Below are 13857 nucleotides of genomic sequence, written 5' to 3'. Positions count from 1 at the left end.
CTATAAAGAATGACCTAGAGGAATATGACTGTTCCAATCTACCGGTATTATGAGGGTGCTTTATTATCTCTATATACTCTGACTAAGTTGCTCCATTACTTGTGGGTTTTCGAGAGTAGAGGTATCTTGAGTCACTTCTTCCCCTTTAGCTAAAGAACGTAATAATCGGCGCATAATTTTACCCGAGCGAGTTTTTGGTAGATTTTCACCAAAACGAATATCATCGGGTTGAGCAATTTTACCAATTTCTTTTGCTACCCATGCTTTTAGTTCAGCCGCTATTTTTTGAGCCTCTTCACCGACAGGGCGATCACCTTTTAACATCACAAAAGCAACGACAGCTTCACCTTTTATATCATGCGGCTTGCCTACCACAGCGGCTTCAGCAACTAGCGGATGAGCTACAAGGGCAGATTCAATTTCCATTGTGCCTAGGCGGTGACCTGAAACATTAAGGACATCGTCAATACGCCCCATGATGCGAATATAGCCATCTTCATCACGTGCTGCCGAGTCACCTGCTAAGTATAGTTTATGACCAAACTCTTCAGGGAAGTAGGTTGATACAAATCGATTGTCATCGTTATAGACTGTGCGTAATAGCGATGGGAATGCACGGCGAATGACCAATGAGCCTCCTTGACCATTTGGTACAGAATTACCCGTTTCATCGACGATATCGACCATAATGCCCGGTAATGGTAACGTGCAAGAGCCTGGTTTGGTAGGGAATGCACCAGGGATAGGAGCAATCATATTAGAGCCAGTTTCTGTTTGCCACCATGTATCTACGATAGGGCAACGAGAACCTCCCACTTTTTCGTAATACCACATCCATGCTTCAGGATTGATAGGCTCACCTACAGAGCCTAATAACCGTAGAGAAGATAAATCAAATTTTTCAGGTAAGTCAGCCCCTAATTTAATTAGTGAACGAATGGCGGTAGGCGCTGTGTAGAATGTGGTTACTTTGTGTTTTTCAATCATTTGCCAAAAACGAGAGGCATCAGGATAAGTGGGCACACCTTCAAATACAATTTGTGTTGCTCCTACCGCTAGAGGACCATAACAAATATAGGTATGACCAGTAATCCAACCCACATCAGCAGTACACCAATAGACATCGCTTGGTTTGTAGTCAAAAACCCAATTCATAGATAGAATGGCACCAAGTAGATAACCACCAATATGGTGCTCTACACCTTTGGGTTTACCTGTAGAACCAGAAGTGTAAAGGATAAAGAGAGTATCCTCAGCATTCATTACTTCTGGCTCGCACACAGTACTTTGTCCTTTAATAATGTCATGCCACCATACATCACGATTGTCGGTCCATGCTACCTCAGTATCTGTGCGTTTGAATACAATAACTTTTTCAATGGACGGACAATCACCATTAGCAAGAGCTTCGTCTACAGTTGCTTTTAATGGTGTACGCTTGCCACCACGAACACTCTCATTGGCTGTAATAATAACTTTGGCTGCCGCATCTTTAATACGGTCTTTTACTGCGCCAGCAGAGAAACCACCGAATACAACAGAGTGAATTGCGCCAATACGTGCGCAAGCTTGCATAGCGATAACTGCCTCGGTAATCATAGGCATATAGATAATTACACGATCCCCTTTTTGAACATCTAAGCTTTTTAGGGCATTGGCAAATTCGCAAACCTTATCGTGTAGCTGTTGGTAGGTTATTTTTTCACTTGTGCCGTCATCCTTTTCAAAAATAATAGCGGTTTTATCGGCTTTATCTTTGAGGTGGCGATCAATGCAGTTATAAGAAATGTTTAGTTCGCCATCTGCGAACCATTTAAAGAAAGGAGCTTTGCTTTCGTCTAGTACTTGAGTAAAAGGCTTGTGCCAAGAAATATGTTCATTGGCTAGGTCGCGCCAAAAACCTTCGTAATCTTGTTCTGCTTTTGCACATAATGCCTTGTACGCTTCCATTCCACTGATATTTGCCTGTTTAACAAATTCTTCGCTTGGAGGGAAAACACGATCCTCTTTTAAGACAGTCTCAATAGCTGACATAAAGCACTCCTTTAATTTCTTGAATCAATTGTCTTTATTTCTATTGTCTATTGTGCAAAGTTTATGGCTTGAGGTAAATGAGTAAAAACGCTAATTTCTGCAAAGTAGATAGCACATATTTCGTAGAAAAGAGTATGATTATAGGAGTAAATTTAACCGTTGGAGAATAACAATGACAACAGAAATACAAACATCTTTAAAAGGAAAAGTCGCTTTAGTAACAGGTGCCGCTAGTGGCTTAGGAAAAGAAATTGCTGAAACATATGCTAAAGCGGGTGCAGCGGTAGGTGTGGCTGATTTGAATATTGAGGGTGCGAATGCAGTAGCTGCACAGATTCGAGAAGCTGGTGGTAAGGCGATTGGTTTAGCTATGGATGTGGCAGATGAGGACCAAGTAAATAAAGGAGTAGCTGATTTAGTTGCTGAATTTGGTGGTATTGATATTTTAGTATCTAATGCAGGCGTTCAGATTATTGACCCTATTCATAAGTTTGAATTTGCTAAATGGAAAAAAATGTTAGCTATTCACCTAGACGGTGCATTTCTTACAACTAAAGCGGCTCTTGAGCATATGTATAAAGATGATAAAGGTGGTGTTGTTATTTATATGGGCTCTGTACATTCACATTTAGCTTCTAAATTAAAAGCACCATATGTTACCGCCAAACACGGTTTATTAGGATTAGCACGAACATTGGCTAAAGAGGGGGCTCCTCACAATGTACGCTCTCATGTTATTTGCCCTGGTTTTGTAAAAACTCCTTTGGTTGAGAAACAAATTGCTGAGCAAGCAAAAGAATTGAATATTAGTGAAGAAGATGTAGTGAAAAAAGTAATGTTGGGTGACACTGTTGATGGTGAGTTTACGACTGCTCAGGATATTGCTCAAACAGCCTTATTCCTTGCTGCATTCCCTAACAAAGCATTAACAGGACAATCTGTTGTCGTTAGTCACGGGTGGTATGTTCACTAATGCAGAGTCGTTTAAAAGATTATGATAGTATTGCTCTCGTTCTTCAGGGTGGGGGTGCTTTAGGTTCCTATCAGGCTGGCGTTTTCGAAGGGCTGAGTGCACAAAATATTCAGCCTGATTTTATTGCGGGTATTTCAATTGGAGCATTAAATGCTGCAATTATTGCAGGAAATCCGCCAGAAACTCGCATTGAACAACTCAGAAAATTCTGGGATAGGATCTGTACTCCTTACAAGGGCTGGTCTTTACTACCTTGGTTAGAGGGAAATGCTTTATTAAATAACAATAATTTAAGTCGTTGGGGATATTCGCATCTTGGTGGTTTGGGGGCGTTGATGGAGGGGCAAAAAGGTTTTTTTAAGCCCCGCCGATGGGATCAACTTGCTTGGTTAGACAGCTCCCCTGAAACAGTAAGTTTTTACGATACATCTGATTTAAAACAGACATTACTTGATTATTGTGATTTTGACCGGATTAACAGCAAACACTCAAAAATTCATATAGCGGTTGGTGCTGTACAGGTAAGAACGGGTAATTTTGTTTATTTTGATAATCGAAAAGAAGAGTTAAAGCCTGAGCATTTTATGGCTTCTGGTGCACTACCTCCTGCTTTTGCTCCCGTAGAAATTAATGGTGAGTTTTATTGGGATGGTGGCGTAGTTTCTAATACGCCTCTGGATTATGTTTTGAATGAAAGCAAGAAGCGTAATCATCTAGTATTTCAAGTGGATTTATGGAGTGCCAGAGGTGAAGTGCCACGAAATCTTTGGATGGTTGCGAATAGGGAACAGGAGATTCGTTACTCCAGTCGAACTCGTTTTGCAACAAATCAGTGGAAATACAAGCAAAAAATAGCCCATTTGCTGGCTGAACTCTTAAAAGATATTCCGGAGGAGCATCGTAAATCGCGTGTTTATAAAACGGCATTAGCGATGGCGGATATTAAAAAAACGAATGTCGTGCAATTGATTTATCGTAATAAATCTTACGAAGTCAATAATAAAGAATTTCAATTTAGTGAAGCAACAATGCGTATGCGTTGGGAAAGTGGTTTGGAAGATATTCAGAAAGTATTTGATCATCCAGAGCTGATGGATTTCCCTACTGATGAAGAGATTTTTACTTCGCATGACACCCACCATATAGTAGAAAATACGCTTTCAGAGTAAACTACTGCAACGTAATTTGATAAGGAACCCAAAATGCGCTTAGATGATTGGCAACAGAGTAGAAATATTGAGGATAGACGTAACTCCTCAATGGGTGGTGGGCGTCCCTCTTTTGGTGGTGGACGAAAATTAGGCCTAGGTACTATAGTGTTGGCACTTGCCGCATGGTACTTTTTAGGTATTAATCCCATGTCTATTATTGGTGGTGGTGATATCTTAAGCCAGATGACAGGTGACTCAGGCTATTCGGCTCAATATGAGACATCAGGTACGGTAGGTCAGGAAATGACGGATGCTGAAGGGCAGTTTGTGTCTAAAGTATTAGGGACGACAGAAGCTGTTTGGACAAAGATTTTTCAACAGAATGGCTGGGGGACATACCCAAAACCGAAACTAGTGCTCTATAGTGGAGCTACACGTAGTGGTTGTGGTGTTGGTCAGGCACAGATGGGACCATTCTACTGTCCAGCAGACCAAAAAGTTTATTTGGATTTATCCTTTTTCCGTGATACAGGTCGTCGTTTAGGCGTCAAAGGTGATTTTGCACAAGGTTATGTGATTGCACATGAGATTGGTCACCATGTGCAAAATCAATTAGGTATTCTCAATCAATTAGAGCAAGCAAAACGTTCTAATTCTCGTCAAGCTAACATGATTTCCGTATTATCAGAGTTACAGGCAGATTGTTTTGCGGGTATCTGGGCTAATGCGTTGGCACAATCGGGTAATGTGATTGAGTCAGGTGATATTGAAGAGGCGATGACTGCAGCTGAAGCTGTTGGGGATGATAGAATCCAGAAAAGCCAACAAGGCTACGCTGTTCCTGATTCATTTACCCACGGAACTTCTGCACAAAGGGTGAACTGGTTTACACGTGGTTTGAAATCAGGAGATGTTCATCAGTGTGATACGTTGAAATCGTAATTAGCCAACTACTCTGTAACCTCGGTTGGATAGGCATTGTTGAATAATATGTTTTTGTTTCTCATTGCCACTTAATCCTCCGGAGGTACCCCCAGTAATCGCACCGATAGCCGCACCTTGCCCAACAGTACTGCTATTGCCGACAATAGCACCGATGGCGGCACCAATAGCAGCACTAATACCCGCACTAGCTATCGTAGTGCCAGCAGTGTCTACCTGTTTAGCGAGTTCTTGACATTGACGTAAGTCTTCTTCATAGCGACTCATATCTTGACCATAAGTATCTACGATGGGGCGATAGCTAGAACCAGCACAAGCGGTGAGCGTCATGATTAAGCTAATGTTTATGACTGAAAGAGTAACCTTTTTCATGTTTGTTTGCCTTTAGAAGTAATTCAATATCATTTTATAATGCTATTAATACCAATAAGTTACAATGTTTGTGTTTGTTTTTCCATTACTTAACATTTCAATATGTCACTAGACCAGATTCTTTATTATTTTAGTGTGTATATTCCGCCACTATTGTTTGCGATTACCTTGCATGAGGCATCGCATGGTTATGCTGCAAGATATTTTGGTGATAATACGGCTTATGTACTGGGAAGGGTGAGTTTAAATCCTATTAATCATATAGACCTAATAGGTACTGTAGTACTACCAGGTGTACTGATTTTAATGGGATCTGGTTTTATCTTCGGTTGGGCAAAGCCTGTTCCTGTGTCTATCGGTAATTTACGACGCCCTAAGCAAGATATGATTTATGTTGCATTAGCAGGGCCATTAGCTAATTTAGTGATGGCAACTCTTTGGGCTATTGTCTTGAAAGTTTGGGTGAGTGCTGAGATCTCTTCTGATGTACTTATCCATATGGCTTTATTTGGTATTAAGATTAATATTATATTAATGCTCTTTAATTTGATACCCATATTACCTTTGGATGGGGGACGAATTTTAGAAGGGTTGCTACCAACACGCTTATCCATGTCTTACGCCAAAATTGAGCCTTATGGCATGATGATTGTAGTGGCTTTGCTAGTATTCGGTGGCATTAATCGATTTCTTGTTGCAGGAGTCAATCTAATGGCTCAGCTCTTATTAGGGTTGGTAGGACTTTAATTTCGTTAAAATAGTGGGCTTATTAAATTGTAGGATTATTGTTGATGACTACTAAAATTTTGATTGTACGATCATCTTCGTTAGGTGACTTGATTTTTATGTTGCCAGCTATTTCAGATATTGCCAAACACGTTCCTGATGCGGAGATTGATTGGGTAGTCGAGGATGTTTTTAAGGAAATCCCACAGTGGCATCCAGCAATACATACTGTGATTCCGATTGCGCATCGAAAATGGCGCAAGTCATGGTGGTCAGCAGAAAATAGACGGGCACGGCAATTGTTTAAAAAAGAACTGGCTAACACACAATACGATATTGTGCTAGATATGCAAGCATTAATGAAGTCAGCGTGGGTAGTGCGGCATGCCAAAGGGAAAAAACATGGATTAGACTGGTCGTCAGCTAGAGAATCGTTTGCTTCTTTATTTTATGATATAAAACATAAGATTGATTTTTGGCAACCGGCTGTTAAACGCCAACGAGATTTAGCAAGTTTAGTATTTGGTTATCACTATGATGGCCCCCCTGATTTTGGTTTACAAAGATTTACTGACGGTGTAGAAACTCAAGATTATGCGGTGATTATGCCATCAGCAAGTCGGGATGATAAGTTATGGCCAGAGGATAACTGGCATGCTGTGTTTGATGTACTAAGTCAAAAAGGTTTGCGTCTAAAATTGTTGGCGGGCAATGAAAAAGAAAGTCAACGAGCTCAGGCTTTAATTAATGGCTATCCAAATGCAGAAGTGCTACCAAGAATGAGTCTAACAGACGTAGCAAAAGTTTTAGCACCAGCGCGTATCATGGTAGGGTTGGATAGTGGATTAACACATTTGTCGGCGGCATTGGGACGTGACACTATTGGTATTTATTCTGCATCTACACCTATTCGTACGCCATTAGTAGGCAGTGGTTTTACAGCAAGTTTGGGCGACAGAGGTGTGCCACCTAATCGTGATATGGTCATTAGTAAAATAGAACAGGCTCTTTCTTAATGAATCAGTTTTTATATACACTTTTATTGAGGCTAGCAAAGCCGATTATTCTAAACATCCTAGAGAAGAAAGCGAAGAAAGCGGGAGGTTTATGGGATATTCGTGGTAATGAAAGGTTCGGTATTTATCCTAAAAAGGAAAATATTAAACCAGTCTCAGAGCAAAGTGATTTTGACGTACGTGGACATCAATTTGAATTCAAAAATCCTATCTGGGTACATGCGGTTAGCCTAGGTGAAACAAGGGCAGCACAACCATTTGTCCGTATTTTGTTAGATCAAGGACATCCTGTTTTATTAACACACACGACAAGCACAGGTCGAGCACAAGGTGCGCGTCAATTCTCAGAAGATATTGGTGAGGGTCGGTTGGTACAGGCGTGGATGCCTTATGATCTACCAGAAGCTGTAGATGGTTTTTTGACACATTGGATGCCACGTTGTGGCATCCTCATTGAGCGAGAGGTATGGCCAAATATGGTACTATCTGCTGCATGTCAAAAAATACCAATGATTCTTGCGAGTGCTCGTTTTTCTGAAAGTTCCGCCAAGCAGGTTAAGCTTCTTGGAGGAGTATTATTAGAGGCTTATAAAAAGTTAAGTCTTATTTTGGCTCAAACCCAGCAAGATGCTGAACGCTTAGAGTCTATTGGTTTACCTATGCCAAAAGTTATAGGAAATTTGAAATTTGACGTAGATATTTCTATGCAACAAGTCGATTTGGGTGCTATGTTAAGGCAAAGTATAAATCGGCATGTTGTCGTCATTGCCAGCACCAGAGAGGGTGAAGAGCAAGTGTTTATTCAGGGAATTAGCCAGCTTAAGGCGGCTAATGCAAATGTAACAAACGAGGCTGACAAGCAATTGCTTCCACTGTATGTCATCATTCCTCGACACCCACAACGCTTTGCACAAGTGGAAGAAATCCTTAAAAAATCATCATTGACTTATGTTAGACGAACAGATAATCCTTCTGACAAAGATATACGACAAGCAGATGTTTTGTTTGGGGATTCTTTAGGCGAGATGTTTTATTATTATGGTTTGGCTGATGTAGCTATTATTGGAGGGAGTTTTGGTGATTTTGGAGGTCAAAATCATATTGAGGCATGTGCCGTTGGCGTACCTGTTATTGTAGGACCACATACAAAGAATTTTGAGAAAGCAGTTAATGATGCACTTATAGAGGGTGCTGCACGTAGAACAGATAGTGAGCATAATGCATTGTTGTTAGCGAATGCTTTATTAAATGATGATGAACAAAGAAAACAAATGGGGAAGGCAGGTAAACAATGGCTTACCCTGCATCAAGGTGTTAGTCAACGCCTTTACTCTATATTACACGCTTATTTAAATTAAATAATAAATGAATACAGTCTTTCTACCTAGTCCAGAGTTGATGCAAGAAAGTTTGCGTCAAAGCTTAGTTGAATTTGCCAGTGTTGAGTGGTTAAGCCAAATTAACTCAACGAATATTTTTTTATTACAAGCTGCTAAAGATGAGGATCAAGAAAGCTTTCGTCCAGCGTTAGTCGGTGCTCATTACCAGTCTTCTGGTAAAGGTAGATTAGGGAGAAAATGGGCTGGTGAGGCAGGGGCAACATTAATGTTTTCTTGTGCCTATGATGTTTTTTTGCCCGATAATAAATTGCCGATGTTAGCACCCATCGCCGGCATTGTTGCATGTGAAGAGTTACGTAAAACAGTAGGGGAAAAATTTCAATCTAGATTAACGATGAAATGGCCTAATGATATCCAGTATCAAGAGGCTAAATTATCTGGATTGTTGGTTGAAACGATTAGACCGAGCATTGCAAGGCAAACGCATAATCATCGTGTTGTAGTGGTAGGCATGGGAATGAATTTATTGCATGCCAAAGAATTAAGTGTCTCCTTGGGACGTAAAGTAGCAGATTGGACTTCTGTTATTCAAGATATGCATAAAAATGACACTGAAATTAATCAGTCAATTGCCATGTTAGTGGCACGTATTGCTAGGGCATGGCAAGAGGCATTTCAGCAATATGAAAAAGAAGGGTTTGATCCATTTGTAGCGCGTCATGCTAAATTAGATGCATTAGCTGGGCGAGTCATTGATGTTTGGCAAGATGATAAGTTTATTATGCAGGGTATTGCAAGAGGTTTGAATCACGAGGCGCATTTGTTAATAGAAATGAGTAATGGGCAAATATTTCCATTGTTGACGGGAGATATTACCGTCAGAGCCCATGAAACACAAGGCTGAGGCAAATAAATATGCAACAGAGTAAAGCGTTTGTACTACTCATTGATAGTGGCAATTCACGTATAAAATGCCGTGTGTTACGAGTGACAGTACAAGGCCTAGATACAGAAAATTATGTAGATGAATTTGTGCTGAATAATGATCAATATCATCTTTTTGAGCGAGAGTTAAAAAAGTTGCAACGTGTGTTTGGCAGAGCACTGGGTATCTTTGCTATTTCCGTTGCCTCTTTATCCTTGCGTACTAATCTAGACGAAATGTGTATCAAGGTTTTTAATCGATCAATAGAGTGGTTAAGAGTTGAGAAAAGTAGTTTATATTTAAATAATCATTATGATGTTCAGCAATTGGGTGTAGATAGATGGTATGGCGTTTTAGGAGCCTATCAACATTATTCGAGTATGTATCAACAGATGGTAGCAAATGATAAAACAGCTTTTCTATACATTAGTTTTGGTACTGCAACGACTATAGATGCTGTGGTTGGTAATGACTATCTGGGAGGAGTAATTCTGCCTGGTGTGCGGTTGATGCAAAAGAGCTTATATCATGGAACAGCACAATTACCAGATGTTCATGATCTAGTAATCTCTAAGGATATTTTTCCTAGAAATACACAAGAAGCAATTGAAACGGGTATCGTGAGAGCGCAAGCAGGTGCCGTGTTAAGGCAGATTCAAACTATACAACAATTTCATTGTTTGCCCCTACTTTATATAAGTGGTGGAGCAAGAAACAGTGTCATTACCGAAATCCAATCAGTGTTTTCAAATCAAGCTGATATTCCAAAAGTGATTGAACTAGAGGCACCTGTCTTAGATGGGCTCATGGCTTATATTGCGAGTCGTAATTTTTCTTGAATAATATTCTTGAGCATAACGAGCTTTCCGTGGAAGAAATGCCCTGCTGCAGGTATGATAGTTATAGGAACTTCCTTGTTTTCTAGCCAACGATAAGTATCTGTTAGAGGAATAACATCATCTTTTTCCCCATGAACCAATAATGCGTTACTAGGTAATTTTGTGTCACGATAGCTAAATCGCCATACGCCAGTCCCTAATAAAATCAGTTGTGTTGGTAACAATAAACCAGCATCTTCAATTTCAGCGTGAAGTTGAGCCGCTACAGCGCTTCCAAAGGAAAAACCACCTAAGACCCATGGCTGGATAAAGATATCAGGATATTTTTGTTGAATTTGTTGAACCATAGTAAGCATATCTAAGGTTTCACCATGAGCTTTATCAAATTGCCCCTCAGATTTGCCTACACCACGAAAATTTGGACGAAAAGCGACTAAACCATGAGCAACACAAGCTCTTGCTAATGTAGTCACTACTTTATTGGTGTTTGTGCCGTCAAATAGAGGATGAGGGTGAAGACATAGAGCCCACCCCTTGATAGGAGTATCAGCATCTGGCCAATCAATAGCGCATTCAATTGAACCAGCTTTTCCATCAAAAAAAATCGTTTCAGTACGCATTATTTATCTTTAATCAGTTGAATGTTTTGAGGTCTATATTCAATCGGTAAGCGATTATTTTGTGTAATCTTTGTTTCACTCGGCGTAAAACCAAACCAATTAGCACCTAATCCATACAAGATAACATTGAGAAGAATAAGGCTAAGTAAAAATTTAATCACGTTAATAACTTCCAATAATTCTTTTTTATTATTGTACAAGGTAAAAAGCTAAACAGTTTGTAAAATATTAATAACTTGATGAACATCATTAATAAGACGCACTATAATACTGAAATTGCTTATTTCTTTCTTTACTAGCATATGTTTACTTCTAACAAACCCAAAAAAAATAAATTACCCTTGATTCTTTTACTGCTTGTCCTTATCTTAGGTGGTGGATATGCTGTATTTAATTATTTATCAGACAAACAAGCATCCCAAGCTCAAGGTAGTAATAGCGGGCAGATTTCTAATGCCACTACAGTGACTCAGCCATTAGCTAATACCAACAACACACAAACAGGAACTACTGTTGCAATGGCTAATGATGGGCTTAAAGTGACATCATCAATCGTGCCGACGACACCACAAACACCAACCGTACAAAGTTTCTCTAATGTGGCTGTACCAACAGTAGATTCTTCAGCGTGGATGGTATTAGATGTGGATAGTGGTCAAATTATCGCCCAGCATAATGCGGACGAGAAATTAGCACCTGCCTCGTTGACTAAGTTATTGACGGCTAGTTTGACTTTTACGGCATTAGATAATCAACAATTCAATCTGGATCAACAAGTTGTAGTCTCTGAGCGTGCTTGGAAAACAGGTGGTTCACGTACATTTATTAAAGTAGACACGCAGGTGGCTATTAGTGATTTGTTACAAGGTATGATTGTACAGTCAGGTAACGATGCAACTATCCAATTGGCAGAAGTCGTAGGAGGTAGCGTTGAAGCGTTTGTTGAGAAAATGAATAAAGAGGCTAAAGCCTTTGGTATGGTTAATTCTAGTTTTGCTGACCCAACTGGTTTACCTTCTCCACAAACTTACACAACTGTGCGTGATTTGTCGCTATTGGCGCAACATATTATTAAAGATCATCCCAAGTATTTTCACTATTTCAGCCAACAGGAATTTACTTATAACAAAATTCGCCAACCAAACCGTAATGGTTTGTTGAGTAAAAATATCGGTGTAGATGGTCTAAAAACTGGACATACAGATGATGCTGGCTATTGCTTGATTTCTACAGCATTACGCGATGGACGTCGAGTTCTTACTATTGTTATGGGCACAAAAAGTATGCGTGAAAGAGAGCGAATCAGCCAACAATTACTTGACTGGGCATATATGAACTTCACTAACCATGTTGTTGCTCCAGCAGGTCTTCCTGTTGTTAGTCCTAGAGTGTATGAAGGCAAGGAGAAAACTGTTAACTTAGGTGCTAAGCAGGGTGTTGCGGTGACATTGCCACGTGGTCAAGAGCAAAATGTGCAGATGCTTACGCAATTAAGTCGAGAGTTAGTTGCCCCAATTAAAAAAGGTGATACTGTTGGGACAGTGCAATTTATTCTTAATGGTAAGGTATTAAAACAAGATACCTTAGTCGCACTTAATGATGTTGAGCAAGCAGGTTTCTTTGGACGTATGTGGGATAAACTTGCTAAGATGTTTTAAGGTTAAAAAAATTTAAGTAGCATAAAATGAACGATTTTTTTATACAAGGTATTACTCAAGATAGTAACGTTTATCTAAATGGTGAGTTTTTACCATTGAGTCAAGCCAAGATTTCAGTGCTTGACCGAGGTTTTATTTTTGGTGACGGTGTTTATGAAGTCGTACCTGGTTATAACCGTAAGCCATTTCGCCTAAAAGAGCATGTTGCTCGTTTAATGCGTAGTTTAGATAAAATTGAAATCCATACAGGTAAAGATGCGGCTTTTTGGGAAAAACTGATGTCAGATATGATTGCTGAGTCAGCTTGGGACGATAATTATGTGTACCTACAGGTAACTCGTGGTGTAGCAAAACGTGATCATCCGTTCCCTAATCCTGAGGTAACACCGACCATTTTTGCCATGACATCGCCGTTTAAGCGCTTAACAGAAGAAGAACGCAAGGTAGGTATCAAAGCGTTGAGTTTTTTAGACCAGCGTTGGTTACATTGTGATATTAAATCGATTTCTTTATTGGGTAATGTATTGGCGAAGCAATATGCTGTTTCTCATGGTGTACAGGATGTGGTACAGTTTAGAGATGGTTTAATGACAGAAGGTGCCTCAGCAAATATCTGGTTAGTGAAAAACGGTGTGTTGTGTGCGCCAAAACGAGATAACAGAATTTTAGAGGGTATCCGTTATAGTTTGCTTCAAGAGTTAGCGCAAAAAGTAGGCGTGCCTTTTGAAGAAAGAGACATTACTCAGTCAGAAGTAGAGCAGGCAGATGAATTGTTGTTGACCGCAGCGATGAGAGAAGTAGTCGCTATTACGACATATGATAATAAACCTGTTGGTGCAGGGGTGCCTGGACCAATTTTCCAAAAATTACGAAAAGCTTACGATGAGGTATTGGCAGCTTTATGAGTTCAATTAAAACACTAACGGCAGAGCAACTAGCAGAATTAACCAAGGGTGTTGATGTAAATAACCCATTCGCTTTAAAAGAAATTCCACCAGAAGAGTCCTTAATTGAGTATCCTTCTGACTTTCCTATTAAAGTAATGGCACATACGCACCCAGATTTAATTGATTTGTTGACAGCGTTAGTACTTGAGCATGATCCAGAGTTTGATAGGGAAACCATTGAAATACGCCCGAGTTCAAAAGGAAATTACACAGGGTTAACGTTTATTGTACGAGCTGTTTCACGTGAACAGTTAGATACAATTTATCAGAAATTACATGGACATGAACTCGTAAAAATTGTGTTATAGTGAGTG

The 13857-nt window shown here is 39.8% G+C and carries 15 protein-coding genes; 11 read left to right on the top strand and 4 right to left on the bottom strand.

Annotated features, from left to right (window positions below):
- Positions 1 to 69: 69 nt before the first annotated feature.
- Positions 70 to 2034: an acetate--CoA ligase gene (gene acs, locus BQ4443_RS11325; protein WP_071059158.1), complete on the bottom strand. Its 1965-nt coding sequence runs from the start codon at positions 2032 to 2034 to the stop codon at positions 70 to 72.
- A 172-nt stretch (positions 2035 to 2206) separates the two neighbouring features.
- Between acs and BQ4443_RS11320 the strand changes: the two genes are divergently transcribed.
- From BQ4443_RS11320 to BQ4443_RS11310, 3 genes are read left to right on the top strand one after another with little or no spacing between them, the layout of a single operon-like run.
- The gene (locus BQ4443_RS11320) at positions 2207 to 3007 is read left to right on the top strand and encodes a 3-hydroxybutyrate dehydrogenase (protein ID WP_023951238.1); all 801 of its coding nucleotides are present in this window, start codon (positions 2207 to 2209) and stop codon (positions 3005 to 3007) included.
- Positions 3007 to 4176 (top strand): patatin-like phospholipase family protein, encoded by a 1170-nt coding sequence (locus BQ4443_RS11315; RefSeq protein WP_023951240.1) that lies wholly within the window; start codon positions 3007 to 3009, stop codon positions 4174 to 4176. The genes BQ4443_RS11320 and BQ4443_RS11315 overlap by 1 nt, the downstream gene beginning before the upstream one ends.
- Before the next feature lie 33 nt (positions 4177 to 4209).
- A complete protein-coding gene (locus tag BQ4443_RS11310) occupies positions 4210 to 5100 on the top strand; it encodes a KPN_02809 family neutral zinc metallopeptidase (RefSeq protein ID WP_023951242.1) in 891 nt (296 codons plus the stop codon).
- Here BQ4443_RS11310 and BQ4443_RS11305 read toward each other — a convergent pair whose 3' ends face one another.
- Positions 5101 to 5472: a glycine zipper domain-containing protein gene (locus BQ4443_RS11305; protein WP_023951244.1), complete on the bottom strand. Its 372-nt coding sequence runs from the start codon at positions 5470 to 5472 to the stop codon at positions 5101 to 5103.
- 102 nt (positions 5473 to 5574) lie between these two features.
- Between BQ4443_RS11305 and BQ4443_RS11300 the strand changes: the two genes are divergently transcribed.
- From BQ4443_RS11300 to BQ4443_RS11280, 5 genes are read left to right on the top strand one after another with little or no spacing between them, the layout of a single operon-like run.
- Positions 5575 to 6219, top strand: a complete 645-nt coding sequence (locus BQ4443_RS11300; RefSeq protein ID WP_023951246.1) for a site-2 protease family protein — start codon at positions 5575 to 5577, stop codon at positions 6217 to 6219.
- A 44-nt stretch (positions 6220 to 6263) separates the two neighbouring features.
- Entirely contained in the window at positions 6264 to 7214 is a 951-nt protein-coding gene (gene waaC, locus BQ4443_RS11295) for a lipopolysaccharide heptosyltransferase I (protein ID WP_023951248.1), read from the top strand.
- Positions 7214 to 8572, top strand: coding sequence for a 3-deoxy-D-manno-octulosonic acid transferase (locus BQ4443_RS11290; protein WP_023951249.1), 1359 nt, complete (start codon positions 7214 to 7216; stop codon positions 8570 to 8572). Before waaC ends, BQ4443_RS11290 begins: the two co-directional genes overlap by 1 nt.
- A gap of 7 nt (positions 8573 to 8579) precedes the next feature.
- Entirely contained in the window at positions 8580 to 9458 is an 879-nt protein-coding gene (locus BQ4443_RS11285; RefSeq protein ID WP_023951251.1) for a biotin--[acetyl-CoA-carboxylase] ligase, read from the top strand.
- 11 nt (positions 9459 to 9469) lie between these two features.
- A complete protein-coding gene (locus tag BQ4443_RS11280; RefSeq protein WP_023951253.1) occupies positions 9470 to 10318 on the top strand; it encodes a type III pantothenate kinase in 849 nt (282 codons plus the stop codon).
- Here the strand turns inward: BQ4443_RS11280 and BQ4443_RS11275 are convergent.
- On the bottom strand, positions 10291 to 10938 hold the full coding sequence (locus BQ4443_RS11275; protein WP_023951255.1) for an alpha/beta hydrolase: 648 nt from the start codon (positions 10936 to 10938) through the stop codon (positions 10291 to 10293). The genes BQ4443_RS11280 and BQ4443_RS11275 overlap by 28 nt on opposite strands.
- The gene (locus tag BQ4443_RS12495) at positions 10938 to 11114 is read right to left on the bottom strand and encodes a hypothetical protein (protein ID WP_176752479.1); all 177 of its coding nucleotides are present in this window, start codon (positions 11112 to 11114) and stop codon (positions 10938 to 10940) included. The genes BQ4443_RS11275 and BQ4443_RS12495 overlap by 1 nt, the downstream gene beginning before the upstream one ends.
- Positions 11115 to 11240: 126 nt before the next feature.
- Between BQ4443_RS12495 and BQ4443_RS11270 the strand changes: the two genes are divergently transcribed.
- Genes BQ4443_RS11270 through BQ4443_RS11260 form a run of 3 tightly spaced genes read left to right on the top strand, consistent with a single transcriptional unit; the run spans position 11241 to position 13851 of the window.
- Positions 11241 to 12596, top strand: coding sequence for a D-alanyl-D-alanine carboxypeptidase family protein (locus BQ4443_RS11270; protein WP_071059156.1), 1356 nt, complete (start codon positions 11241 to 11243; stop codon positions 12594 to 12596).
- Between the two features lie 26 nt (positions 12597 to 12622).
- Entirely contained in the window at positions 12623 to 13501 is an 879-nt protein-coding gene (locus BQ4443_RS11265; protein ID WP_071059154.1) for a D-amino acid aminotransferase, read from the top strand.
- Complete coding sequence (locus BQ4443_RS11260) at positions 13498 to 13851, top strand: DUF493 family protein (protein WP_023951260.1); 354 nt, start codon at positions 13498 to 13500, stop codon at positions 13849 to 13851. Before BQ4443_RS11265 ends, BQ4443_RS11260 begins: the two co-directional genes overlap by 4 nt.
- The last annotated feature ends 6 nt before the right edge of the window (positions 13852 to 13857 follow it).

The sequence above is a fragment of the Pelistega sp. MC2 genome (genome assembly GCF_900099475.1).
GTDB lineage: Bacteria > Pseudomonadota > Gammaproteobacteria > Burkholderiales > Burkholderiaceae_B > Taylorella > Taylorella indica.
The sequence above is the reverse complement of the archived record's forward strand: the minus strand, read 5'-3'. Positions and strand labels throughout refer to the sequence as shown.